Origin of the sequence: Kitasatospora sp. NPDC048194, assembly GCF_043202455.1 — a bacterium.
In the GTDB taxonomy this organism is placed as follows: domain Bacteria; phylum Actinomycetota; class Actinomycetes; order Streptomycetales; family Streptomycetaceae; genus Kitasatospora.
Genome location: NZ_JBIDAK010000004.1, coordinates 159,252 through 182,144, shown reverse-complemented (window position 1 = coordinate 182,144; position 22,893 = coordinate 159,252). Strand labels below are relative to the sequence as shown.

The 22,893-nt window shown below is 73.6% G+C and carries 20 protein-coding genes and 4 riboswitches; of the genes, 7 read left to right on the top strand and 13 right to left on the bottom strand.

Annotated features, from left to right (window positions below; all coding sequences use genetic code 11):
• Nucleotide 1: 1 nt before the first annotated feature.
• Complete coding sequence (locus ACGF07_RS07780; RefSeq protein WP_392896374.1) at nt 2-1,111, bottom strand: hypothetical protein; 1,110 nt, start codon at nt 1,109-1,111, stop codon at nt 2-4.
• Between the two features lie 41 nt (nt 1,112-1,152).
• A complete protein-coding gene (locus tag ACGF07_RS07775; protein ID WP_392896372.1) occupies nt 1,153-4,047 on the bottom strand; it encodes a prenyltransferase/squalene oxidase repeat-containing protein in 2,895 nt (964 codons plus the stop codon).
• A 107-nt stretch (nt 4,048-4,154) separates the two neighbouring features.
• Nucleotides 4,155-4,299: riboswitch (cobalamin riboswitch) on the bottom strand.
• A gap of 78 nt (nt 4,300-4,377) precedes the next feature.
• A riboswitch (cobalamin riboswitch) is annotated at nt 4,378-4,454 on the top strand.
• 211 nt (nt 4,455-4,665) lie between these two features.
• Between ACGF07_RS07775 and ACGF07_RS07770 the strand changes: the two genes are divergently transcribed.
• Both ACGF07_RS07770 and ACGF07_RS07765 read left to right on the top strand, forming a co-directional pair.
• Nucleotides 4,666-6,030, top strand: a complete 1,365-nt coding sequence (locus ACGF07_RS07770; RefSeq protein WP_392896664.1) for a hypothetical protein — start codon at nt 4,666-4,668, stop codon at nt 6,028-6,030.
• A gap of 115 nt (nt 6,031-6,145) precedes the next feature.
• Nucleotides 6,146-6,472 (top strand): hypothetical protein, encoded by a 327-nt coding sequence (locus ACGF07_RS07765; protein ID WP_392896370.1) that lies wholly within the window; start codon nt 6,146-6,148, stop codon nt 6,470-6,472.
• Between the two features lie 65 nt (nt 6,473-6,537).
• On the opposite strand, the gene ACGF07_RS07760 is transcribed toward ACGF07_RS07765, so the two are convergent.
• Both ACGF07_RS07760 and ACGF07_RS07755 read right to left on the bottom strand, forming a co-directional pair.
• Complete coding sequence (locus tag ACGF07_RS07760) at nt 6,538-7,017, bottom strand: flagellar hook-length control protein FliK (protein ID WP_392896368.1); 480 nt, start codon at nt 7,015-7,017, stop codon at nt 6,538-6,540.
• Between the two features lie 29 nt (nt 7,018-7,046).
• The gene (locus tag ACGF07_RS07755) at nt 7,047-8,114 is read right to left on the bottom strand and encodes a peptidase (RefSeq protein WP_392896366.1); all 1,068 of its coding nucleotides are present in this window, start codon (nt 8,112-8,114) and stop codon (nt 7,047-7,049) included.
• 98 nt (nt 8,115-8,212) lie between these two features.
• Nucleotides 8,213-8,353, bottom strand: a riboswitch (cobalamin riboswitch).
• Nucleotides 8,354-8,467: 114 nt separating this feature from the next.
• Between ACGF07_RS07755 and cobF the strand changes: the two genes are divergently transcribed.
• Nucleotides 8,468-9,226: a precorrin-6A synthase (deacetylating) gene (cobF, locus tag ACGF07_RS07750; protein ID WP_392896364.1), complete on the top strand. Its 759-nt coding sequence runs from the start codon at nt 8,468-8,470 to the stop codon at nt 9,224-9,226.
• 46 nt (nt 9,227-9,272) lie between these two features.
• Here the strand turns inward: cobF and ACGF07_RS07745 are convergent, their stop codons facing one another.
• The 7 genes from ACGF07_RS07745 to ACGF07_RS07715 form a co-directional block, all read right to left on the bottom strand.
• Nucleotides 9,273-10,046 (bottom strand): enoyl-CoA hydratase, encoded by a 774-nt coding sequence (locus tag ACGF07_RS07745; protein WP_392896362.1) that lies wholly within the window; start codon nt 10,044-10,046, stop codon nt 9,273-9,275.
• Nucleotides 10,043-10,927: a 3-hydroxyisobutyrate dehydrogenase gene (gene mmsB, locus ACGF07_RS07740; RefSeq protein WP_392896360.1), complete on the bottom strand. Its 885-nt coding sequence runs from the start codon at nt 10,925-10,927 to the stop codon at nt 10,043-10,045. Before mmsB ends, ACGF07_RS07745 begins: the two co-directional genes overlap by 4 nt.
• Nucleotides 10,924-12,000, bottom strand: coding sequence for an enoyl-CoA hydratase/isomerase family protein (locus ACGF07_RS07735; protein ID WP_392896358.1), 1,077 nt, complete (start codon nt 11,998-12,000; stop codon nt 10,924-10,926). The genes mmsB and ACGF07_RS07735 overlap by 4 nt, the downstream gene beginning before the upstream one ends.
• Nucleotides 12,000-13,145 (bottom strand): acyl-CoA dehydrogenase family protein, encoded by a 1,146-nt coding sequence (locus ACGF07_RS07730; protein WP_392896356.1) that lies wholly within the window; start codon nt 13,143-13,145, stop codon nt 12,000-12,002. The genes ACGF07_RS07735 and ACGF07_RS07730 overlap by 1 nt, the downstream gene beginning before the upstream one ends.
• A gap of 5 nt (nt 13,146-13,150) precedes the next feature.
• On the bottom strand, nt 13,151-14,650 hold the full coding sequence (locus tag ACGF07_RS07725; RefSeq protein ID WP_392896354.1) for a CoA-acylating methylmalonate-semialdehyde dehydrogenase: 1,500 nt from the start codon (nt 14,648-14,650) through the stop codon (nt 13,151-13,153).
• 211 nt (nt 14,651-14,861) lie between these two features.
• A riboswitch (cobalamin riboswitch) is annotated at nt 14,862-15,053 on the bottom strand.
• Nucleotides 15,054-15,485: 432 nt separating this feature from the next.
• Entirely contained in the window at nt 15,486-16,505 is a 1,020-nt protein-coding gene (locus ACGF07_RS07720) for a site-specific integrase (RefSeq protein WP_392896352.1), read from the bottom strand.
• Between the two features lie 470 nt (nt 16,506-16,975).
• Nucleotides 16,976-17,938: a pirin family protein gene (locus tag ACGF07_RS07715; RefSeq protein WP_392896351.1), complete on the bottom strand. Its 963-nt coding sequence runs from the start codon at nt 17,936-17,938 to the stop codon at nt 16,976-16,978.
• Between the two features lie 57 nt (nt 17,939-17,995).
• Between ACGF07_RS07715 and ACGF07_RS07710 the strand changes: the two genes are divergently transcribed.
• The 3 genes from ACGF07_RS07710 (at nt 17,996) to thrS (ending at nt 20,896) form a co-directional block, all read left to right on the top strand.
• Nucleotides 17,996-18,532, top strand: a complete 537-nt coding sequence (locus tag ACGF07_RS07710; RefSeq protein WP_392896349.1) for a carboxymuconolactone decarboxylase family protein — start codon at nt 17,996-17,998, stop codon at nt 18,530-18,532.
• A 160-nt stretch (nt 18,533-18,692) separates the two neighbouring features.
• Nucleotides 18,693-19,424 carry a leucine-rich repeat domain-containing protein gene (locus tag ACGF07_RS07705; RefSeq protein WP_392896347.1) on the top strand — a complete coding sequence of 244 codons (732 nt, stop codon included), beginning with the start codon at nt 18,693-18,695 and terminating at the stop codon, nt 19,422-19,424.
• Nucleotides 19,425-19,651: 227 nt separating this feature from the next.
• A complete protein-coding gene (gene thrS, locus ACGF07_RS07700; RefSeq protein WP_392896345.1) occupies nt 19,652-20,896 on the top strand; it encodes a threonine--tRNA ligase in 1,245 nt (414 codons plus the stop codon).
• Nucleotides 20,897-20,976: 80 nt separating this feature from the next.
• Here the strand turns inward: thrS and ACGF07_RS07695 are convergent, their stop codons facing one another.
• Nucleotides 20,977-21,387, bottom strand: coding sequence for a VOC family protein (locus ACGF07_RS07695; protein WP_392896342.1), 411 nt, complete (start codon nt 21,385-21,387; stop codon nt 20,977-20,979).
• 116 nt (nt 21,388-21,503) lie between these two features.
• Here ACGF07_RS07695 and ACGF07_RS07690 point away from each other — a divergent pair, with 116 nt between their 5' ends.
• Nucleotides 21,504-21,980, top strand: coding sequence for a MarR family winged helix-turn-helix transcriptional regulator (locus ACGF07_RS07690; protein WP_392896339.1), 477 nt, complete (start codon nt 21,504-21,506; stop codon nt 21,978-21,980).
• Nucleotides 21,981-22,117: 137 nt separating this feature from the next.
• On the opposite strand, the gene ACGF07_RS07685 is transcribed toward ACGF07_RS07690, so the two are convergent.
• Complete coding sequence (locus ACGF07_RS07685; protein WP_392896337.1) at nt 22,118-22,759, bottom strand: C40 family peptidase; 642 nt, start codon at nt 22,757-22,759, stop codon at nt 22,118-22,120.
• Nucleotides 22,760-22,893: the final 134 nt, after the last annotated feature.

The window sequence follows — 22,893 nt, the reverse complement described above, 5'->3', positions numbered from 1 at the left end:
ATCACTCGGCCCCTCGCCGGCGACGGCGCGCGGTGATCACGGTCGCCACGCCCAGGACCACCACGAGGACGGACCCGATCACGGCGGGGAGCATCGACCCGGAGTCGTGCGACGCGTCGGCCATCGGCGGGGCGTTCTGCACCCCGCCGGGCACCGCCGGGGTGGCGGTCGCTGCGGCGACGGCGTCCGTCGGCGGGGGCGGCTGCTCGCTCGGGGTGTCGGTCGGTGCTGCGGTGGGCGGCTCGACCGGCTCCACGGTGGCGGGCACCGGGGTCGGTTCGGGCGCGCCCGGCGGGGTGACGCCGTCCTCGGGGGTACCGGCCGTGCCGGCCCCTGCGGGCGGGGTCGGCGCGGGCGGACGGGCTCCGGCCGCAGGGGGCTTGGCGGGGGCCGGGGCCCGGCCGGTGCCCCCGCCCGTACCGGAGCCGCTGCCGCCGGTGCTGCCGGAGCTGCCGCCCGAACCGGTGCCGGTGCCACCGCTCGTACCGCCGGTTCCCGTGGAACCACCAGAGCCACCCGAGGTACCGCCGGATCCCGTGGAACCGCCGGAGCCGCCCGCGGTGCCCTGGCCCGGGTCGGCCGGCTGCCCGCCGGGGCTGGAGTTGTGCGCCCGGACGCTGTCCGGCGAGAAGGTGGGACGCCCCTCGGTGCCCTCGATGTTGGTGCCTCCGAAGATCCACAGGTCGACGCTGCCGGGCTTCGGCTGGTAGAGCATGGCGCCCAGCTGGCTGTACGACCAGGTGTTCTGGCCCGGGTCGGCGTGCCAGTACGACCAGTAGGCCGTGGCCGGCGGCGTCAGCACGCACTTCTCCTGGTCCGGGGTGGGGAACTGCTTGCCGCCCTGGAAGCCGCTGTAGCCGATCCGGCAGATGAACGCCGGGCCGTCGTGGCCGGTACCGGTGGTCTTCCACCCGCCCTGGTTGAGCAGGGCGTAGCCGGTGGTCGGGGTGGTCCCGCAGGACCGCAGCAGCGGGCCGCCCCACTTGCCGAAGTCCACGGCGAGCACGACGCCGGACGTGGTGGTGCACTGGTCCATCGGCAGTGGCGCCGCCACTGCGGGGGCGGTGCCCACCGCGATGCCGCCGGAGGCGAGCGCGAAGGTCAGTGCCATTGCCCCGGACAGCCGACCGAGTCGCGTGCCGGGCCGGCCGGTCACCGGTGACGCCCCGAGGTGGCTGTGGCTCGGCGACGGGCGATGACGACGGCGGCGGCTCCGAGTGCCGTCAGCACGCCGGCGCCCGCCGTCAGCGTGAGTGCCTCGGTGCCGGTGCGGGCCAAGTCCCCGGAACCGCTCTGCACCGACACGCCCGCGGCTTGCCCGTTGTCGCCCCCGGCGGCGCCGCCACCGGCCGGGGCGTCGATGCCGCCAGCCGGGGCGGTGGTCGGGCCGGCGCCGGTCGAGGGGGCGCTGGTGACCGGGGCGGGCCCGGTCGTCGTGGGAGTGCCGGTCGGCGTTCCGGTGGGGGTGCCCGTCGGAGTGCCGGTCGGCGTCCCCGTGGGAGTGCCCGTCGGCGTCCCGGTCGGGGTCCCGGTCGGCGTCGGCGTTCCGCCCAGGTTCCGGGAGAGCGTGCCGAAGGAGATGCCGGTGGCGCCGCCCAGCACCTGGGTCGAGGCCCGGACGTCCGAGCCCTGCTGTCCGGCGGAGGCGACGTTGAACCCGCCGTCGCCGTTCTGCTGCCCGGCGAGGAAGTCCAGCGCCTTGGCGATCTGCCCGTCGTAGGCGGCCTTGTGGAGCGTCATGCCCTGGACGGCGAGGGCCGCCGAGTTGGTCGAGTGGCCGGCCGCGCCGGGGAAGCCGCCGTCGGGGAGCTGCTGGGCGGCGAGCCAGGTGAGTCCCTTGTCGACGGCCTGGGCGGCGTCGTCGCCGGGGACGAGGGCGAGGGCCATGACGGCCATGGCCGTGCTGTCGACGTCGGAGTCGCCGGTGGCGGGGATCAGGCTCGGCCACGAGCCGTCCGCGTGCTGGAGGCTCCTCAGGTAGGCGGTCGCGGGCGCGGCGGCGGTCGCGTCCCCGGCGCGGAGCTGGGCCATGACGCCGAGGGCCTGGGAGAAGACGGAGGTGGCGTACTGGTAGTTGCCGGGGGCGTCGCAGCCGGTGTTCGCGTCGGCCTTGGTGCACACCATGGCGGCGAGGGCGGCGATCAGGTCGTGGCCGCCGAAGGCGCGCGGGTCGCGGCCGACGATCTCGGCGAGCAGCGCTTCCTTGCCGACGGAGCCGCCGCCGGCGTACTCGGTGCCGATGCCGGTCCAGTCGTTGACGGTGCGGTCGCTCGCGTCCTTGCCCTGCTGGTCCAGGAAGTCGACGATCCTGCGCAGCGCGGTGTCGTCGGTGCCGGTGGCGGCGAGGGCGTAGGCGCCGTCGATGGTGAGGCCGAAGTCGGCGAAGGCCGGGAAGCCCTCGTAGTAGTGGCCGTCGATCAGCCGGGCGGGGTCGGTGAGGTAGGCGCTGCCCTTGGCGGCGTCGGGCTTCCTCCCGGCGGGCGGGGTCGGTGTCGTGGTGGTGGCGTCCGGGTTGTGCCGGACGCTGGTGAGGTCGGTGCCGGTCAGAGCCAGGAGGGCCTGCTCGGTGGCGGGCGCGTCCGGGTCGACCGTGGACGCGTCGGGTCCGAAACCGCCGTCCTTGCCCTGCCGGGCGGCGAGCCAGGCGGTGGCGGCGGCCCGCCGGGCGCCCTGGCCGGTGGCCTTGAACACCTGGGCGGCGCTCGCGGTGCTGAGGGTGTCTCCGGGGGCGCCGGCGTACGGAAGGAGGGAGCCGTCGCTCTGCTGACTCGCCGCCAGCTGGTCGGAGGCCTTCTTCGCGGCCGCCTCGTACCCGGGGGCGGTGCGCAGCGCGAGGGCGGCGACGGCGGTGGTGAGCGGGTCGGACTCGCAGTGGTCGCCGGCGACGATCATCGCTCCGGCCATCCCGCCGTCGGCGCACTGCAGGGCGGTGAACCGGGCCAGGGCGGCGGCGGGCGGTGTGACTCCGGCCCGCTGGAGCGCGATGACGCCGAGCGACTGGCCCCAGGGGGAGGCCGCGCCGAGGAAGTCCCCGGCGGCGGTGCACTTCCCGTTCTCCCCGGGCGCCGTGCAGACGTGGTCGGTGAGCGCGGCGATCAGGTCCCGGCTGCCGAACGTGCGGGGATCCCGGCCGGTGCTCTCGGCGACGAGGGCCAGCAGGGCGGCGGCCCTGGTGTCGGGCTGGGCGGTGGGGCCGTCGGGGTACAGGAAGGCGTCGGTGTGCGCGGTGAGGAAGGCGACCACCTTGCGCAGGGCCGGGTCCTGGGTGCCCGCGGCGGCGAGGGCGACGGCGGTGAGCGCGGTGCGGGGGTAGTCCGGCCCGGGAGCGGCCCAGTTCTCCATGTGGTCGCCGCCGACGAGTTGGCCGGCCAGCCAGGCGGCGGCCGCGGCCGGGTCACCGGTGGTGGCGGGCCCGGTCGGGGTGGTGGTCGGGGTCGGGGTCGGGGTGGCGGAGGGGGACGTGGAGGGCGAGGGGCCGCCGTTCTTGGCCCGCACGGAGTCGGGGGTGAAGCTCGGTGCCCCGCTGGTGCCGCCGATGTCGGTGCCGCCGTACACCCAGGCCTCGACCTCGCCCGGCTTGGGCTGCTGGGTGCCCGCGCCGAACTGGCTGTAGGACCAGGTCTGTTGGCCGGGTGGGGCGATCCAGTACGACCAGTAGGCGGTGGCCTGCGGGGTGTTGACGCACGGCTCCTCGGCCGGAGTCGGGTACTGGACACCGCCGTTGAAGGTCCCGGTGCCGAGCCGGCAGATGAAGGCGGGGCCGTCGTGCTCGGTGCCGGCCGTGGTGAATCCGGCGTTGCGCAGCAGGTTCATCCCGGTGGTGGGGTGGGCGTCGCAGCCCCGGACGACGCCGCCGCCCCAGTGGGTGAAGTCGACGGCGACGATCGCGCCCGTGGTCGTGGTGCACTGCTCGATCGGGTCGGCGGCGGCTATGCCGGGCCGGCCGAGCAGGACCGTGCCGCAGGCGGCGGCCGCGACGGTGCCGGCGACCAGCAGGGACGCGAGGTCCCGGTTTCTGTGACGTGTGCGACTGCTGCTGACCCTCACGACGACTCCCCGGTCGGTCGACGCGGGAGGCCACGGCGCAGCCGACGGCCGCCCGCAGACACGGGGCCGTCATGAGCTGCGTCGTAGTCCGCGACGACGCAAGTGCTGTGTGAACAGACCCCCGGTCCAGGCAGTCCGGCTCACCCACCGGGCGGTGGGTCTACGGTTGCGGGTCAGCGCCGGAATCAGACCGGCTTCCCCTGAATGCCGAGGGCGAAAAACCGATTCATCAGACCACGGTGTTCGATTCGGAGTCAACAGGTCGTCAGGTAGGTCACAGCACCTCGTCAGCCGGTCCGCGCGTGCGGTAGCGTCCGCCGTGGCCGAGTGGGGGAACCCGGTGCGACTCCGGGGCTGACGCGCAGCGGTGTGGGGCGGCGGTTGTGCCGTTCCGAGCCCGAATGCCCGCCCGACCGTGCACCACGGCGAATGCCGGCCCACGCGATCCGGGCGGCGACCGTTCCGGCTGTCGCGCGCCCCCGAACGGACGCCGGGACTCCGGGGCAGGGTCGGCGCCCGCCACCCCAAGGAGCCTGTTCCGTGCCCCTTCCCACCCCGAAGCGGACCACCCCCAGCCGGACCACCCCGGCCCGCGCCGCCTCCGCGGCCACCGTCGCCCTGACGGCCGGAGCCCTGCTGCTGTCCGCCGTTCCCGCCCACGCGACGGCCAGCCCCACCCAGATAGCCACCTCCAAGAGCACCGGCGTCACGTACCTGAAGTCCCTCCAAGCCGCCGACGGCAGCTACGTCACCGGCGGAGGCCTCTCCAATGAGTGGGCCTTCAGTGCGCTGGCGGCCGCCGGCACCGCCGCCGCGGACGTGACCCCCGGCGGCGACACGAGCAAGAACGCCCGTCTCGTGTACCGGAACCAGCTCGCCGCCGCCGGCTGGCCCGGCGGCTCGCCGGTGGTCACCGACTACGAGCGCGCCATCCTCAACTCCTACGCCGCCGGGATCGACCCCGCCCGCGTCGGTCCCGGCCGCAACCTGATCGCCGACGCGGTCGCCTACTGGCAGACCGCCGAGCCCGGCTACTACGGTCCGTCCGCCAACTTCAACGGCACCGTCTTCGGCCTGCTCGCCCTCGCGGGCGCGAAGACCCAGACGGGCACCCAGCGGGCCCCGCAGGTCCTGCTGAACTCCTCCGTCACCGCGGTGCGCGCCAACCAGCACAACGACGGCGGCTGGAACTACAGCAAGGCCGCGGGCGACCCGACCGCGCTCGCCCAGGGCAGCGACATCGACATGACCGGCGCCGCCATGGCCTCGCTGTGCGCTGCCGGAGTCCCCAACACCGACCCGGCGATCGTGGTGGCCAAGAACTTCCTCAAGGGCAAGCTGGCCTCCTCCGGGGCCTTCAACGCCATGTTCGGAGTGAACACCGACTCCAACGGCTGGGCCGTGTCCGGCCTCAACGCCTGCGGCATCAACCCGCAGGGCACCGACTTCACCAGCGGCACCGGCAAGACCCCGCTCGACTTCCTCATCGCCCAGCAGTTCAAGCCCGGCGGCGGCTTCAAGTACCTGCCCACCGACACCTCCCCGTCCCCCTACGCCTCCGTCGACGGCCTGCGCGCCGTGGCCGGGGCCGGGTTCACCGCCACCCCGCCCGCCCCGGTCACCGCGGGCGAACCGACCTGGGCCGCCACCACCGGCTTCACGGCCGGTACCGCCGCCAGGCTCGCTCTGGTCGTCGACGACGGCACCGGGGCGCTCAAGGCCTGCACCGTCACGCTCACCCCGACCGGCAGCACCGCGACCCTCGGCGACGTCCTCGACGCGGCGGGCACCGCCACCCCGGCCGGCTGCGTCACCGCCGTCACGCCGTCCACCGGCGGCGGCACCGTCACGGCGATCAACGGCACCGCCAACAGCGGTTCGTCCACCTGGAAGGTCAGCCTGGACGGCGCCACCGCCGTGGCCGCCACCCGGGCCACCACCGTCCACCTCGGCGACACCGTCTCGCTGCGCTACGGCAGCTGACCGCACGACTCCGCAGGGGAGTTGAGCACGGATCGCCCTCCCCTCGGCAGGGCAGGACCACGACGGCCCGACTGATCCCGCCGCCGGACCACGGAACAGGGGGGAAGTGGTACCGATGGGTGCTTCCAGGTGGGTGGCAGGCGGCTACGTGGCCTCGGTCGGCGTCTTCGCCGCCCTGGGCGGGCTGACGGGGAACGGGCGCTACTACCTCGCGTCGATCGTCCTCACCCTGCCCGTCGGGCTCGCCGCGTTCGCGGGCGTCTACCTCACCCGGGGGCTGCTGACGGGCGTCGGTGAGCTGTTCACCACGACACGACTGCCGAACGGCGATGATCCCGGGTGGCTGACCACGGCGGGCATCGTGGCCAACACACTGCTGTTCACCACCGCCGCCGTCATCACCGTGGTGCTGGCCGAGCGCTTCGTCCGCCGCCGGAGGTGAGCCCCGGGCACCCGGCGCCCCGGCCCTTCCAAGGAGGGGCCGGGGCGCCGATGTGCCATGGGGTGTCAGGGCGCCGTGATGCCCGGCTGGGCGCCGGCGCCGAAGGACCAGCCCTCGACGTCGCCGGGCGCCGGGTTGTAGCTGCCCGCGCCGAGGTTGCTGTACGACCAGGGGCCGCCGTGCTGGGCGTGCCAGTACGACCAGTAGGCGTTGCCGGTCGGGTTGGTGCAGGTCGTCGGCAGACTGTTGATCTTGCAGACGAAGCCGGGGAAGCGCGGGTGGAAGGCGTACGAGAACCCGGCGCCGGTCAGCGCGGCCAGGCCGCTGGCCGGGTCGCCGGGGGCGCACCCGGTCTGGATGCCGCCGCCGACGGCGGTGAAGTCGACCACGACGGTGACACCGGTGGTGCCGTCGCAGGCCGCCGCGTGGGCCTGCGGGGCCTGGGCGGCGGAGACGCCGAGCAGGCCGGCGGTGAGGGCGGCGGCCGCGGCGATCGAGCCGAGGGTACGGCGCGCCGGGCGGGCCGGGGTGAGGGTGTCGGTCATCGGTGAACTCCTCGTGGTGTCGGGCCCGTTCAGCGGGCGGCCGGGGCCGGGCAGGCCAGGGTGGGGGCGTCGGGGCGCGCGCCGGCGGCGGAGAGGGTGGCCAGCGGGGTGCCCGCGAGGCCGAGGACGGCCTGCGCGGTGGCCCGGGCGCCGTTGCCCGCGTTGAAGCCGGTCGCGTCGTAGGCGACGGCGCCGCGCACCGCCGGGTCGGCGGCGCAGCCCTGCTGGAGCTTGACCAGCCGGCTCCAGCCCTTGAGGCCGGCGCCGAAGCGCCCGCCGGAGAGCAGCGCCTGGGTAGCCAGGCCGGTGGTGTTGGCGTTGGAGGCGGTCGCGCCGGCCGCCGCGAAGCCGCCGTCGGCGTTCTGGTGGGTGGTGAGCCAGGTGAGGCCGGTGTTCGCCTTGGCGGTGCGGCCGGTGGCGGCGAGGGCCTGGGCGGCGAGGGCGGTGGCGTCCGGGTCGCTGGTGCAGGTGGTCTGGCCGAAGGCGACGGGGAAGCCGCCGTCCGCGCACTGGCTGTTCGCGAGGTAGTCCACGGCCGCCGTCGGGGCGTCACCGGGGGTGCGGTGCAGGGCGATCAGGGCCAGTGACTGGCCGAAGGCGTTGCTGTAGTCGCCCCACTGGGAGCGGTCGGAGAAGCGGCCCTCGGGGGTCTGGAGCGAGCGCAGCCGAGCGGGCAGGTCGACGCCGCCGAAGCTCGCCGGGTTCGCGTCGCGGACCTCGGCGGCGAGCAGCAGCTTGGCGGTCGCGCCCGCGTACGCCTCGGTGGTGCCGTCGCCGAGGTAGCCGGAGATGATCTCGGGCTTCGCCAGCCAGGCGGTGGCCCGGGCGGCGGCCTCGTCGGAGTTGTGCGAGGCGGCGAAGGCCAGCACGGCGTCGATGGTCAGCCCCTGGTCGGGGTAGGCGGTGCCGTTGAAGACGCTCTCGAAGTGGTCACCGCCGACGAGCTGGCGGGCCAGCCAGCCGGCCGCCGCACCGTCGGGGCGGACCGTCCGGGAGGAGGTGGTGTCGGCGTGGGCGGCGGTGGCCGCCGGGAGCGCGGTGGCGAGGGCCAGGGCGGGTATCGCGAGCAGACCGAGGGTGCGGCGGAGCGTGGGCATGGGTGCCTTTCCGGGCCTGGACGCAGGGGCCCGGAGGGCGTCGGCGTGTGCCGGAGCAGCCCTCGGAGCTCCGGCCCGCAGACCACGACGGGAGGAGGGGACGACACACCTCCGCCGACGGGTACTCGGGCTCGCCGCCGACGTGGCGTCGGCGGCCTACCGTTGCGGGCCAGCGCCGGATTCGAACCGGACTTCCCCCGTTGGCGGAGTCACAACGTGACGGCTCATCATGGCGAAACGGAAAAGATCGGGTCAAGGGATCGTGCGTCACATCACGGTGATGCGGGTGGATTCCTGGACGCGCGCCGGTCCGCCGGTCCGGGCACGGCCGGTCGGAGGGCAGAATGCCTCCCATGCGGCACATCTTCGTCATCGGCATCGGCGCGGGCGACCCCGACCACCTCACCCTGCAGGCCGTCAAGGCGCTCGCCCGCACGGACGTCTTCTTCATCCTCGACAAGAGCGAGGAACGGCAGGACCTGATCCGGCTGCGTCGACGGATCCTCGCCGAGCACGGCCGGGCCGGGCACCGCGTGGTCGAGGCGCCGGACGCGGAGCGGGACCGCGGCACCCCCGCGTACGCGGCCGCCGTCGACGACTGGCGGGTCCGCCGCGCCGACCTGGTCGAACGGCTCGTCGTCGAGCACCTCGGCGAGGACGAGACGGGGGCGTTCCTGGTCTGGGGCGACCCAAGCCTGTACGACAGCGTCATCGCCGTCGTGGACGACGTCCTGGCCCGCGGCACCGTCGGGTTCGGGTTCGAGGTGATCCCGGGCATCAGCAGCGTCTCCGCGCTCGCCGCCCGCCACCGCACCACACTGACCCGGGTCGGCCGCCCGGTGCAGATCACCACCGGCCGACGTCTGGCCGAGGGCTTCCCCGAGGGCGTGGACGACGTGGTGGTGATGCTGGACGGCCGGGCCGCCTTCACGGAGATCGACCCCGAGGGGCTGGAGATCCGGTACGGCGCCTACCTGGGCACCCCCGACGAGATCCTCGTCGCCGGCCCGCTCGCCGAGGCCGCCCCGAGGATCCGCGAGGTGCGCGAGCAGGCCCGCGAACGCAAGGGCTGGATCATGGACACCTACCTGCTGCGGCGGGCCGAGAGCTGACCGGCGGCGCGCCGCCCCGTCGGGGGGCGGCGCACTGCCCGGCCCGTCAGCGGTTGGCGAACGTCGACGGGCGCTTCTCGGTGAAGGCCGCCATGCCCTCCTTCTGGTCCGCGGTCGCGAACGTCGCGTGGAAGAGCCGCCGTTCGAAGCGGACGCCCTCGGCGAGGGTGGTCTCGAACGCCCGGTTGACGCTCTCCTTCATCATGATCGAGGCCGGGGCGGACATCGCCGCGATGGTCTCGGCGGTGGTCAGGGCCTCGGCCATCAGCTGGTCGGCGGGGACGATGCGGGAGACCAGTCCGGCCCGCTCGGCCTCCTCGGCGCCCATCATCCGGCCGGTCAGGCAGAGCTCCATGGCCTTGGCCTTGCCGACAGCCCGGGTGAGCCGCTGCGAGCCGCCGATGCCCGGGATCACGCCGAGCTTGATCTCGGGCTGCCCGAACTTCGCGGTGTCCGCCGCCAGCAGGACGTCGCACATCATTGCCAGCTCGCAGCCGCCGCCCAGCGCGTAACCGGCCACGGCCGCGACGACCGGCGTTCGCAGGGCGGCGAAGCGGTCCCAGGCGGCGAACCAGTCGCCGAGGTAGGCGTCCACGAACTCCAGGGACTGCATCTCCTTGATGTCGGCGCCGGCCGCGAAGGCCTTCTCCGAGCCGGTGACCACCAGACAGCCGATCTCCGGGTCCCGGTCGAACTCCGTTGCCGCCGAGACGACTTCGGTCATCAGCAGGGTGTTCAGCGCGTTCAGCGCCTTGGGGCGGTCGAGCGTGATCAGCCCCACCCGGCCCTTGCGCTCGACCAGGATCGTCTCGAACGTCATGCGGTGTCCTTCCTGAGGGTGGTGATGATGGCGGAGAAGTCCAGCCCGCCCGAGCCGTCTCGGGCGAAGGCGGCGAACAACTCGGCTGCCCGCCGGCCCAGTTCGGCCGGCACGGCCGAGGCGGCGGCCGCGTCGGCGGCGAGACCGAGGTCCTTCGCCATCAGCGCGGCGGCGAAGCCTGCCGCGTAGTCGCGGTTGGCCGGGCTGGTCGGGACCGGGCCGGGTACCGGACAGTTGCTGGTCAGCGCCCAACACTGGCCGGAGGCGGTCGAGGCGACGTCGTAGAGCGCCTGGTGGCTGAGCCCGAGGCTCTCCCCGAGCGCGAAGGCCTCGCTGACCGCGATCATGGAGACGCCGAGGATCATGTTGTTGCAGATCTTGGCGGCCTGTCCGGCCCCGGAGGCCCCGCAGTGGACCACCCGGCGGCCCATGGCCGCGAGCACCGGCTCGGCCTCGCCGAAGTCGACGTCCTCGGCGCCGACCATGAAGGTCAGGCTCGCCGCTTCGGCCCCCGCCACACCGCCGGAGACCGGGGCGTCGACGGCCCGGTGCCCGGCGACCCGGGCGAGGTCGGCTGCCACCCGGGCGTCCCCGACGGCGATGGTGGAGCAGTCGATGAACAGCGCACCGGTGGCCACCTCGGTCAACTCGCCGTAGGAGTCGAGGACATGGCGTCCGGTCGGCAGCATGGTCAGCACCACGTTGGCCTCGCCGACCGCCTCGGCGGCGGAAACCGCGATCATCACTCCCTGTGCTGCGGCCAGGTCCCGGGCCTCGGCCGAGAGGTCGTAGCCGATCACCCGGTGCCCGGCCTTGACGAGGTTGGCGGCCATCGGGCCGCCCATGTTGCCCAGCCCGATGAATCCGACGGTCAGGGTCACCAGCGCTCCAGGGATGTGGTGGTGGCGGCGAGGCCCAGCTCGCGCTCGCCCAGTGGCACGAAGTAGCGGGCCACGGTTGCGGGTTCGACGGCGCCCAGGGTGGCCGGGCTCCACCGCGGCGAACGGTCCTTGTCGATCACCTGGGCCCGGATGCCCTCGGCGAGGTCGGCGGTGGCGAGCGCCGCGCAGGACGTGCGGTACTCCTGGTCGAGGACGGCTTCCAGCGGGCCGAGGGCCCGGGCTCGGCGCAGCGCCGCCAGGGTGGCCTTCACGGCGGTGGGCGAGTTGGCGGTGATCCGGTCCGCGGCCTTCTTCGCCTCCGGTTCGCCGCTCTCCCGCAGCCGGTCGAGGATCTCCTCGACGGTGCCGGCCGCGTAGCAGTGGTCGATCCATCCGCGCTGTCCGTTCAGCGCACCGCTCGGCACGGGTTCGACGTGTCGCTCCAGGGCGTCGTGTACGGGCAGTTCGGCGAGGTCGTCGAGCAGCGCCGGCACCCGGTCGGAGGGCAGGAAGTGGTCGGCGAGCCCGCAGAGCAGCGCGTCGGCGGCGCCGACGGAGCCCGCGGTGAGCGCGAGGTGGGTGCCCAGCTCGCCGGGCGCCAGGGCGAGCAGGTAGGTGCCGCCCACGTCGGGGACGAAACCGATGCCGGCTTCGGGCATGGCGATGCGGGTGGTCTCCGTGACGATCCGCACGCTGCCGTGGGCGGAGACGCCGACCCCGCCGCCCATGACGATGCCGTCCATCACGGCCACGTAGGGCTTGGGGTAGCGGGCGATCCGGGCGTTGAGGCGGTACTCGTCGCGCCAGAACTCCTCGACGGCGCCCGGGTCCCCGCCGGTGGCGGCTCGGTGGATGGCGACGATGTCCCCGCCGGCGCAGAAGGCGCGGTCCCCGGACCCCGTGATGACGACGGTCTCGACCCGGGCGTCGTCCTCCCACGCGTCCAGGGCCTCGGCGATGCGCAGCACCATGCCGTGGGTGAGGGCGTTCAGGGCCGCGGGGCGGTTGAGGACGATCAGGCCGGCCCGGCCCTCGCGCTGGACGATGACCTCGTCGAGGTCGTGGCCGGCCATCACGCGGCTCCGGTCAGGCCGCGGGCGACGATGACGCGCATGATCTCGTTGGTTCCTTCCAGGATCTGGTGCACCCGCAGGTCGCGGACGATCTTCTCGATGCCGTACTCGGCCAGGTAGCCGTAGCCGCCGTGCAGCTGGAGGGCCTGATTGGCGACCTCGAAGCCGGTGTCGGTGGCGTAGCGCTTGGCCATCGCGCACAGCTGCGGCGCCCGGGGATCGCTCCGGTCCAGCGCGCCGGCCGCCCGCCAGACCAGCGCCCGGGCGGCCTCCAGCTCGGTGGCCATGTCGGCGAGCCGGAACTGCAGGGCCTGGGCGTGCAGCAGCCGGGCGCCGAACGCCTCGCGGTCCGCGAGGTAGCCGGTGGCCCGTTCCAGGGCGCTCTGCGCGCCGCCGAGCGAGCAGGCGGCGATGCCGAGCCGGCCGCCGTTGAGTCCCGACATGGCGATCCGAAAGCCTTCGCCCTCGTCGCCGAGCAGGCGGTCGGCGGGCAGCCGGACACCGTCCAGCACGACCTGCCGGGTGGGCTGGGCGTTCCAGCCCATCTTCTTCTCGTTCGGTCCGAAGGAGACGCCGGGGTCGTCCCGGTCCACGATGAAGGCGGACAGCCCGGAGGCCCCGGAGCCTCCGGTGCGGGCCATCACCAGGTAGATCTGTGCGGCCCCTGCTCCGGAGATGAACTGCTTGACGCCGTCCAGCACCCAGTGGTCGCCGTCGCGCACCGCTCGGGTGGCGATCGCGGCCGCGTCGGAGCCGGCGCCGGGCTCGGTCAGGCAGTAGCTGCCCAGATGCTCGGCTGAGCAGAGCCCCGGCAGCCAGCGGGCCCGCTGGGCGGCCTCGCCGTAGCGGTCGACCATCCAGGCGACCATGTTGTGGATGGACAGGTAGGCGGCGATGGACGGGCAGCCGGTGGCGAGTGCCTCGAGGGCGACCACCCCGTCGCGTCGGGTCAGCGCAGAGCCGCCGGCGTCCTCCCGGACATAGATACCGGCAAGGCCCAGATCGGCGGCCTTGCGCAGCACGTCGACCGGGAAGTGCTTGGTGTGGTCCCATTCGACCGCGTGCGGTGCCAGGTGTTCGGCGGCGAAGGCTCCGACAGCCTCGGCGATGGAGGCCTGCTCCTCCGTCAGTTCACTTGCGTTCACAGTGCTCAGCCCATCGTCGGCATGGTGAAGCTCGCGCCCTCCTTGACCCCGGAGGGCCAGCGCGAGGTGACGGTGCGGGTGCGGGTGTAGAAGCGGATCGAGTCCGGGCCGTGCTGGTTGAGGTCGCCGAAGCCGGAGCGCTTCCACCCGCCGAAGGTGTGGTAGGCGATCGGCACCGGGATGGGCACGTTGACGCCGACCATGCCGGTGTTCACCCGGCGGGCGAAGTCCCGCGCCGTGTCGCCGTCCCGGGTGTAGATGGCCACGCCGTTGCCGAACTCGTGCTCGCTGGGCAGGCGCAGCGCCTCCTCGTAGTCGGCGGCGCGCACGACGGTCAGCACCGGGCCGAAGATCTCCTCCCGGTAGATCCGCATGTCCGGCGTGACCCGGTCGAACAGCGAGGCGCCGAGGAAGTAGCCGTCCTCGTGCCCCTCCAGGCGGAAGTCCCGTCCGTCGACGACGAGTTCGGCGCCCTCCTCGACCCCGAGGTCCAGGTAGCCGCGGACCCGCTCCAGGGCGTCACGGCCGACCAGCGGGCCGAAGTCCGCGGCCGGGTCGTCCGAGCGGCCGACCCTGAGCGCGGCGATCCGCTCGACCAGCTTCGCCACCAGGGCGTCCGCGGTCTCCTCGCCGACCGGGACGGCCACCGAGATGGCCATGCAGCGCTCGCCGGCCGAGCCGTAGCCGGCGCCGACCAGCGCGTCGGCGACCTGGTCGAGGTCCGCGTCCGGCATCACGACCATGTGGTTCTTCGCACCGCCGAAGCACTGCGCGCGCTTGCCGTGCGCAGCCGCGGTCGCGTAGACGTACTGGGCGATCGGGGTCGAGCCGACGAAGCCCAGCGCCTCGACCCGCGGGTCCTCCAGCAGGGTGTCCACGGCCTCCTTGCCGCCGTTGACCACGTTGAACACGCCCGGCGGCAGCCCGGCCTCCAGGAACAGCTCGGCCAGCCGCAGCGGCACCGACGGGTCCCGCTCGGAGGGCTTGAGGACGAAGGCGTTGCCGCAGGCCAGCGCGGGCGCCGCCTTCCACAGCGGGATCATCGCCGGGAAGTTGAACGGCGTGATGCCCGCGACGACGCCGAGCGGCTGGCGCATCGAGTAGACGTCGATGCCGGTGCCGGCGTTGTCGCTGAACTCGCCCTTCAGCAGGTGCGGGATCCCGGCGGCGAACTCCACCACCTCCAGGCCACGTTGCAGGTCGCCGTGGGCGTCGGCCACGGTCTTGCCGTGCTCGGCGGACAACAGCCGGGCCAGCTCCTCCTTCTCCTGTTCGACCAACTGCAGGAAGCGCAGCAGCACCCGGGCCCGCCGCTGCGGGTTCCAGGCCGCCCATGCGGGCTGGGCCTGCGCGGCGTCGGCGATCACCGCCTCGACCTCGGCGCGGCTCGCCAGCGGGACCCGGGCCTGCACCCGGCCGGTGTTGGGGTCGTACACGTCGCCGAAGCGGCCGGAGGTCCCGGGCGTGCGCTTGCCGGCGACGAAGTGCGTCAGTTCACGGACCATTGGTTCCTTCTCTCAACAGGGTCGGGGAGAGGAGGAATGGAGGCCGCCGCCGACGGACGGGCGCACGGTGGTGCGGCCCCGCGACGTCACGGTGGCGGTGGCAGGACGAACCGTCAGAGCAGGTGGGCCCCGGGGGTCGTCGGCACAGGACAACCAGGAGCAGCAGAACGGGAGCAGCCCGGAGTCATGCGTGTCGTCTCCATCCTCGTGGAAAACACGGATCACCCGCGGCCGGTATCCTGACTCCCGGATCACCGCACGCCCTCAGGCCTTCCCGGCTGGCTGCCAGTGGCCGTCTCCCGCGAGGACGAACTCCCCGGTCACAGTGGCGGGACCGTGCCGGACTCACACCGGCTTCCCTGACACCGCGGACCTGCCGTCGACCATATAGTTGGACGTCCTAGTAAGTCCAGAGCTCTCCATGCGCGCGTTGCGCCAACGGGGTCAGCTGAGGACCCGCCCGGTGCGACACCGACGGGCGGAGGACCACCGAGGCGACGTTCAGCAGCCTCGTCCAGCTCGCCGTACAGCGCCCGTAGTCACCCCGGCACCTCGACCGGCCCGGTTGGCGTCGTCGTCGTCACCCCCGACGTCCACCTCGTCGACCGAACCGGCCGCCAGCAGCGAAGAGGAAGCGGTGACGCTTGGGACCGCCTCGACCAACTGCACTGCGAACAGGCCAGGGTCGAACAACCGGTATTCCCCAGATCCGCACGGTGATCCCTCTGGTGAAGAGAGACTGCGGCCCGGTCATGGCGGGGAACTCAGCCGCCACACAATGTGGACAGTCTCACGCCGACCCGCGCGCCCGCTCAGAGGCTGACTACGGACCGGTTTATTGGGCCGACACCCGACCATCTGGTGCCGGTGCTTCGGAGTAGGCGGTAGGTGTGCGGGTGCGGAGGAGGGGAGTCGCGCTGTCGGGGTCGGCCGGTTCGAGCTCGATGGCGCGGCGGAGCTGTTCCATGCGTCGGGGCAGGGGCTGCCAGCCGGGTTCTGCGGCCATGTCGGTGTTGAGGTCGTAGATGGCGCGGGCGTAGGCGCGGGCCAGGCCGCGGAAGTGGAGGGGCAGGCCGGGGCGGGGGTGGCCGCTGGGGGCGATGCTCACCCACAGGGCGTTGGTGGTCTCGTTGCCCGGGCCGATGGGTCGGGTGGTGTCGCGTGCGACGAGGTGGCTGCGGACGGTGAGCCAGTGGCGCATCGCGGCCCGGGTGGGGCCGGACAGGGCGACGGTCTCGGTGGCGGGCGTGGTGTGCGGGTTGCGGTGCTGGGGGAGTCGGGTGAGGTGGATCGTGCCGCGGTGCAGGTCGACGTCGTCCGTGCGCAGGGCGCAGAGTTCGCCGGCGCGGCAGCCGGTGTCCAGCACGGTGCCGATGATCGCGAGGATCCGGCTGCGGGAGTCGGACCGGCCGGGGCGGGCCGAGTGTTCCAGGTGACCGAGCAGGACGCTGCGCGGGCGGGCGGCGACCACGGGCCGGAGCGCGACCCGCGGCGTGTCGCGCTCCGGAAGGGTGACGGTGATGCCGGCCTGGGTTCCGAGGATGCGGAGGCAGTCGTGCCGGACGCGCATGGACGCGGGTGAGGCTTGGCCCGGTCGTGCGGCGGGTTTGCGCCGTAGCAGGCCCCGCTCGGCGGCGGCGAGGTATGCCGCGAGGGTATCCGGCGCGAGGAGCGTGGGGAGTGAGCCGGCGGCCGTGGGCGCGATCGCGCCCCGCTCCAGGGCGGTGCGCAGTTCGCCGGCGACCCAGCGCAGTTGCTTCGCCCGGGACATGCCGGTCGGCGGTTCACAGGCATGCTCGACGAGGGCGTGCAGCGCCTCGACCGAAGGCGCTGCTGTTGTCGGGGCGTCCGCCATGAGGTCACCCTAGCGCCGGGCCGTGGCGGGTCGGCGGGTTCTTGCCGGCGGAGGAGCTGGGGACGGGGTTCCGTAGGGTCAGGGGCTAATAACTGGCTTGAAGCAAGATCGTCGGTGGGCGTGCGGCTGCATGGTGGCTGTCTTCTCCGACCCGCGCCACTCCGGTGGTGGCCGTCCTTCGGCAGCCTGCGAGGGGGACGTGCCAGGGCGCCCGCCGGTTCTCGCGACGGGACCCGACGATGACGTCCCGGGCTCCGTGAATGCTCTGGTCAGTTCTGATGGGCCGTCAGCAAAGTCAGCATTGGGTCAGCATTAGTCCTGTCAGACGCTGTCGTGGATGGTCGAACGGTGTCACGCGTCGCGCGCGGAGGCGAGTGTCGACGGGGGCGTTTCGGGGCGAGCGCAGGGAGCCTCCGGCTCGGGGGTGGGGCGGACCCGGCCGCCCCACCCCCGATCGCGTAAAGCGCAGGTCAGCGCGCGTTTCCGCGGGGCTTCATGGGGATTCCCGGGAGTTCCGGGGCGGGGAGGCGGTCGCCCGGGTAGCCCTCGACGACGCCGAAGCGGGCAGGGTTCGCGGAGCTCATCCATTCCTCGCGGGCTCGGGTAATGTCTTGGTGAGACCGCCCGATGAAGTTCCACCACATGATGATCTGCTCCTCGAAGGGCGTGCCGCCGAGGAGGATGAGGCGGGCTTCGGTGTCGCCGGTGTTGGTGAGGGTCAGGGTGGTGGGGCCCGGGGCGAGGTAGCCGAGGTCGGCGGGGTTCAAGGGGGTGCCGGCGAGGTGGATGTCGCCGCGGTCGACGAGGACGCCGTGTTCGAAGGCGGGGTCGACGGCGAGGGTGACCGTGGCGCGCGGGCGGAGGGTGAGTTCGGCGCCGAGGAGGGGCGTGAAGGTCGGGACGGGGGAGGTGTCGCCGGCCAGGGTGCCGAGGAAGACGCGGGCCTCGCCGCCGTCGAGCGGGACGGGCCGGGGGGCGTGGTGGTGGAAGTCCCGGGCGGTGTCGCGGTGTTCGTCGGGCAGGGCGAGCCAGAGCTGGACGCCGTGCAGGACGGTGGTGGCCGGGGTGGAGACCTCGGAGTGGCAGATGCCGTGGCCGGAGGTCATCAGGTTGAGTTCGCCCGGGCGGACGTAGGCGTGGACGCCGAGGCTGTCGCGGTGCTCGATCTCGCCGGTGAACAGCCAGCTGACGGTCTGCAGGCCGGTGTGGGGGTGCGGGGCGACGTCCATGCCGCCGGTGCGGGCGACGTCGTCGGGTCCGTAGTGGTCGACGAAGCACCAGGCGCCGATGAGGGGGCGGGAGCGCTGGGGCAGGGTGCGGCGTACGGTCATGGCGCGCGGTCCGCCGAGCGGGACGTTCCGGGCGGGCAGCACCTCGACCTGCGGGTCCTGCTGATCGGCGGCGGGGCGCGGCTCGGTCTCGGCGGTGCTCACGGTGGTGGTCCCTCCCGGGGCGGCGGTGCTCGACTGGTAGTTCTAGATTCAACTATTATGGCATGGCAGAGTGGCGGACGACAGCGAGCCGGTGGAGGAGTTCAGGTGAGCGATGTGACGGTGGTTCCGACGGAGCGGCGGGTCTTCATCGACAAGCAGAGCCCGAAGGCGTACCGGGCGCTGCGGGCGGCCGCCGAGGCGGCGCGCGAGACCGCGGCGGAGGCCGGGCTGGACCGGCGGCTGGTGGAGCTGGTCAATCTGCGGGTCTCCCAGATCAACGGCTGCGCCTACTGCTTGAACGTGCACACCCGGGCCGCGCTGGGCGAGGGCGATACCACCCAGCGGCTGGGCGTGCTCCCGGCGTGGCGGGACACCGAGCTGTTCACCCCGCGGGAGCGCGCCGCGCTGGCGCTGGCCGAGGCGACCACCACCCCGTCGGACGCCGCGCTGCAGGAGGCGGCGTACGGCATGGCGCGGGAAGCGCTGACCGAGGAGGAGATCTCGGCGGTGATCTGGGTCGCGATCGCCATCAACGCCTTCAACCGGGTGTCGATCATGAGCAAGCACCCGGTCCGGACGGCTGCCGGGCAGTAGCCGCTCCCTCTTCTCGGTTCGGCGGGGGCGGCGGCAGTGGAGGAGGGGTGGGGAGGCGGGCATCGGCACGGAACCCCGCGGGCCGCTCGCCGGGTTCCCGGCAGGCCACTCCGCCGCGTCGTCGACGCGGTGCCCCCCGTAGGACCGAAGGGCCTCAGATATGACGGACGTGACGCTCAACCTGTGGAAGCAGCCGCTCGGCGAGGTGCCCGCACGGCTGTGGGACCGGACCGAGCTGACCGTGCTGATCCTCGCCGAGACCGGGATCACCGAACTCCCGCCGGGGATCAGCAGGTTGAACCGGCTGCGCACCCTGGACCTGGGGCACAACCGGCTCGCCGCGATGCCGGCCGAACTGGGCGGCCTCACCGGCCTCGGCGACTTCCTCTACCTGCACGACAACGCGCTGACCAGCCTGCCCGAGGAACTCGGCCGGCTCAGCGCCCTGCGATACCTCAATATCGGCGACAATCGGATCACCGAACTGCCCTCCACCATCGGCGGGATGGCCGCCCTGGTCGAGCTGCGCGCCCAGCGGAACCGGCTCACCGCCTTGCCGGAGGCGATCGGTGACCTCGGTGCACTTCGTGAACTGTGGCTCCGGGGAAACGAGTTGAGCTCGCTGCCGGACTCCGTGGTCCGGCTCGTCGAACTGCGCGAGTTGGAGCTGCGGGAGAACGCCTTCACCGAGTTCCCCGCCGAGCTGGCCGGTCTCCCGCTGCTGCGCCGGCTGGACCTGCGGGGCAACCGGATCACCGAACTGCCCGAGTGGCTGGCCGAACCCGCGGCGCTGCCCGCGTTGGAGAAGCTCGACCTGCGGTGGAACGCGGTACGGCCGTCGGAGCGGCTGCTGGACGCGCTCGCCGGGCGCGGCTGCGTCGTTCTGTTCTGAGCCCGGGCCGGGTGACGCCGCGAGACGGCGGGGCGCGAGGAAAGGACCAGCGGGAATGCCGAGCACCTGTTACGGTGAGCGGTATGAAGCGCGCTGCACTCGTCACGACGACGCCGGAGAGAGTCCCGGCGCGCTGACTGCTGACCTAGTCCGAAGCCCCGGGGCCGAGTGCCCCGGGGCTTCGTCTCCGGATCCGCTCGGCCCGCGGAACCAGAGTGGAGACACCCGTGAACGACCTGCCCCCGCGCGACCACCGCAAGCTCGGCCGTGAGCTCGACCTGTTCGACACCGACCCGCTGATGGGGTCCGGCCTGCCGTACTGGCTGCCCGGCGGCGCCGCCGTCCGGCACACCCTGGAGGAGTTCATCCGCGGCCGCGAGCGCCGGGCGGGCTACCGCCACGTGTACTCGCCAGTGCTCGGCAAGCGGGAACTGTACGAGATCTCCGGTCACTGGGACCACTACCGCGAGGACATGTTCCCGCCGATGGAGGTCGGCTCGGAGGAGATGGTGCTGCGGCCGAGCCTCTGCCCCCACCATGCGCTGATCTTCCGCTCCCGGTCCCACAGCTACCGGGAACTCCCGCTGCGGATGGCCGAGTTGGGCGGCATGTACCGCTCCGAGCTGTCGGGGGTGCTCGGCGGGCTGACCAGGGTCCGGGCGATCCAGCTGAACGACGCGCACGTCTTCTGCACCCCGGAGCAGGCCGCCGACGAGGCCGTCGCCGCGCTGGAGTTGATCCGCGAGGCGCACGACGCGCTCGGCATCGTGCCGGTCCGCTACCGCCTCTCGCTGCCCGGGGAGGGCGGCAAGTACGTCGCCGATCCGGCCCTGTGGGAGCGGGCCACCGGGCTGCTGACCGATGTGCTGGAACGCTCCGGGGTGCCGTTCGAGGCGGCGGAGGGCGAGGCCGCGTTCTACGGTCCGAAGATCGACGTGCAGATCGCCGACGGTGCCGGGCGCGAGTTCACCCTCTCCACCGTCCAGATCGACTTCCACCAGCCCGAGCGCTTCGACCTGCACTACATCGGCCCGGACGGAGCCAAGCACCGCCCGGTGATGGTGCACCGCAGCGTCATCGGCAGCGTCGAGCGGGTGGTCGCCCACCTGATCGAGCGCTACGGCGGGGCGTTCCCGGCGTGGCTCGCACCGGCCCAGGTCGTCCTGCTGCCGATCTCCGACGCCGAGGTCCCGCAGGCGGAGCGGCAGCGGCGACGCTGTCTGGACCTCGGCCTGCGCGCCGAGCTCGCCGGGCCGGAGCGCGGCAGTCTGGGGGCCCGGATCCGGGAGTCCCGGCTGGTGCCCTACCAGGCGGTCATCGGCGCCGAGGAGGCCGTGGACGACCGGGTCGCGCTGCGCTTGCGGGACGGCCGTCGGCTGGAGCAGATGCAGGCCGAGGAGGCCTGGGCGCGGATCGGTGCGCTGGTGGCCCGGTGCAGCTCCGAGCTGTGGGAGGACGGGGCTGCCCGGTGAGCCGGAGGCGGTCGCCTGGGCGGGGGTGATCGGGAGTCATGGGCGGACGCGGTGCGCGTCCTCGTCGCCGGGCCGTCGGTTCAGTACGACTGCAGCTCGATCAGGTGGCCCTCCGGGTCCCGCAGGTGGGCGGTGCGCAGGCCGGGCGCCCACTGCGGTCGGTCGGTGGCCGGGGCGGCGAGGGTGCCGCCGTGGTCGAGGCAGAGGGCGAGCGCCTCGTCCACGTCACCGACCCGGAACACTAGCATCGCGGAGTCCTGGGTGGGTGCGGAGGGGCGGGCGGGCAGGTCGGTGGTGCCGAGGCCGGCGGCCATCGCGGAGCGGTCGTACAGCACCAGGACGGCCTGGTCGTCGACGTCCCAGTTGGCGTACGGGCCGTCCGGCGAGCCCTTGACGAGGGTGGCGCCGATGAGGGCCGGGAGGACCGGGCGGTAGAACTCGAAGCACTCGGCGAAGCGGGTCACGAGCAGGCGGGTGTACAGGGCGTCCACGCGGGAACTCCTGGGTCGGTCGGAAGCCGCGGAGCGGGCGGCTGAGCGGGAAATAGTGGGTCGGCACCCACTATAGGGAATCGCCCACTGTAGGGGCAGCCCCTAGAATGCCGGCCATGGCTCCCGACACTTCCGACCGGCCCGACGGGCTGCCGCCCACGCTGCTCGACCTCACCACCTTCCTGCTCGCCCGGACCGGCCGGACCGCGCGCGCCCGACTCGCCGACCAGCTGGCGGAGCGCGGGTTGAGGCTGTGGGACCTGGCGGTGCTCGCCGCGCTCGCCGACTTCGGGCCGCAGGCCCAGCGGGACCTGGTGCACCGGCTGGGCATCGACCCGAGTGATCTGGCGAAGGTCGCCGACCAACTGGGCGCGGCCGGCTACGTCGAGCGCACCCGCGACCAGCGGGACCGGCGGAGGGTGTCGGTGGCGGTCACCGCGACCGGGCGCGCGCTGCTGGCCGAACTGGAGGGGCGGGCGCGGGCGGTGCGGGACGAGGTGCTGGCGCCGCTGGACGCGGAGGAGCGGCGCACCCTGCACGACCTGCTGCTGCGGGTGCACCAGGGGATGGCGGAGCAGCCCGGCGGCGAGTGATCTCCGACGCCCGGTGATCTCCGGCGGCGAGTGATCTCCGGCGGCCGGTGGTCTCCGGCGTCCGGTGACTCAGGCCGCGTGCGGTCTCGGGCGGCGAGTGGTCCTGGGCGTCGGGTGGTCTCCCCGGCCGGGTGGTCTCAGGAAGCGCGTGGCCCGGGGCGGCGGGCGCCGGCGAACTCGCCCGCCCAGCGCGGGACGTCGAGCACCTTCTCGACCCGGGCGATCAGCGTGCCGGTGCGTTCGGCGTGGATCATCGCGCCGTCGCCCGCGTAGATGCCGACGTGGTGCAGGGGTGCGTCGGGGCGGGAGAAGAACAGCAGGTCGCCGGGGGCCAGGGCATCACGATCGACCGGGGTGCCGAGGTGGAACTGGGCGGCGGTGTAGTGACCGAGTTCGACGGTGCCGTTGCTGGCCCGGTACCAGCAGTAGAGGGACAGGCCGCTGCAGTCGAATCCGACCGTGGACTCGCCCAGGCACTTGCCGTCGAGGTAGCCGTTCTCGTCGTCGCAGAAACCGAGGCTGGGGCCGAGCCGGTCGCCTCCGCCCCACGCGTACGGGATGCCGATTTGGGCCTCGGCGACGGCGGCGACCCGTTGGCCGAGGGCGGCGGCGCGCTCGGACGGCGGCGCGGCGTGGGCCGGGGTCCGGGCTGTCGCTCCGGCCGCTGCCTGGGCCGCCGGGACGAGGGCGGGGGCGAGGCCCGCCCCGAGGGCGAGGCCGAGCATCCGGCGCCGTCCGACCCCGGAGGCCTGGTCGCGGCTGGGTGGTGGGGACTCCATCGGTCGACTCCCGGGGTGGCTGCGGTACTGGTGGGGGCGTCCAGGGCGGGCCGGCGTGGCCGGGCGTGGCGTGCGGCGCTACGGACGGGCACCAGCATCGCGGTCCGGCAGCCCGGTGCGCCATCACCCGCAAC